Genomic DNA, 866 nt, shown 5'->3' on the forward strand with positions numbered 1-866 from the left:
GGTTGAAACCGCAGCCCGCTATCTTGGCTCGGCGCTGTACTGGATAGCTGCCAGTATCAATATCAAACCGGGCCATGATTATTATTTTTATATCCGCAGTGTGAATACTGTTGGCAAATCGGCATTCGTGGAGGCTGTCGGTCGGGCGAGCGATGATGCGGAAGGTTACCTGGATTTTTTCAAAGGAGAAATCGGGAAAACACATCTGGCCCAGGAGCTGTGGACGCAGATTGATAACGGTCAGCTTGCGCCGGACCTGGCTGAAATCAGGACGTCCATTACGAATGTCAGCAATGAAATCACGCAGACCGTCAATAAAAAACTGGAAAATCAGAGTGCGGCAATCCAGCAGATACAGAAAGTTCAGGTTGATACAAATAATAACCTGAACAGCATGTGGGCCGTGAAACTGCAGCAGATGCAGGACGGACGCCTTTATATTGCGGGTATCGGTGCCGGTATTGAGAATACGCCAGCAGGAATGCAGAGTCAGGTGCTGCTGGCGGCAGACAGGATTGCGATGATTAATCCTGCGAATGGCAACACAAAGCCGATGTTTGTTGGTCAGGGCGATCAGATATTTATGAATGAAGTGTTCCTGAAATATCTGACGGCTCCCACCATTACCAGCGGCGGTAATCCTCCGGCATTTTCCCTGACACCGGACGGGCGGCTGACGGCGAAAAATGCCGATATCAGCGGTAACGTGAATGCGAACTCCGGGACGCTCAACAACGTCACGATTAACGAGAACTGTCGGGTTCTGGGAAAATTGTCCGCGAACCAGATTGAAGGCGATCTCGTTAAAACAGTGGGCAAAGCTTTCCCCCGGGACTCCCGTGCACCGGAGCGGTGGCCATCAGGAA

1 protein-coding gene is annotated in these 866 nt (G+C 51.4%); it reads left to right on the top strand.

All coding sequences use genetic code 11. From position 1 onward, the window contains the following. On the top strand, positions 1-866 hold an 866-nt coding region (locus EA14781_RS22215), incomplete at both ends, for a phage tail protein (RefSeq protein ID WP_042336410.1).

This window comes from Escherichia albertii NBRC 107761 = DSM 17582, assembly GCF_000759775.1.
Lineage (GTDB): Bacteria > Pseudomonadota > Gammaproteobacteria > Enterobacterales > Enterobacteriaceae > Escherichia > Escherichia albertii.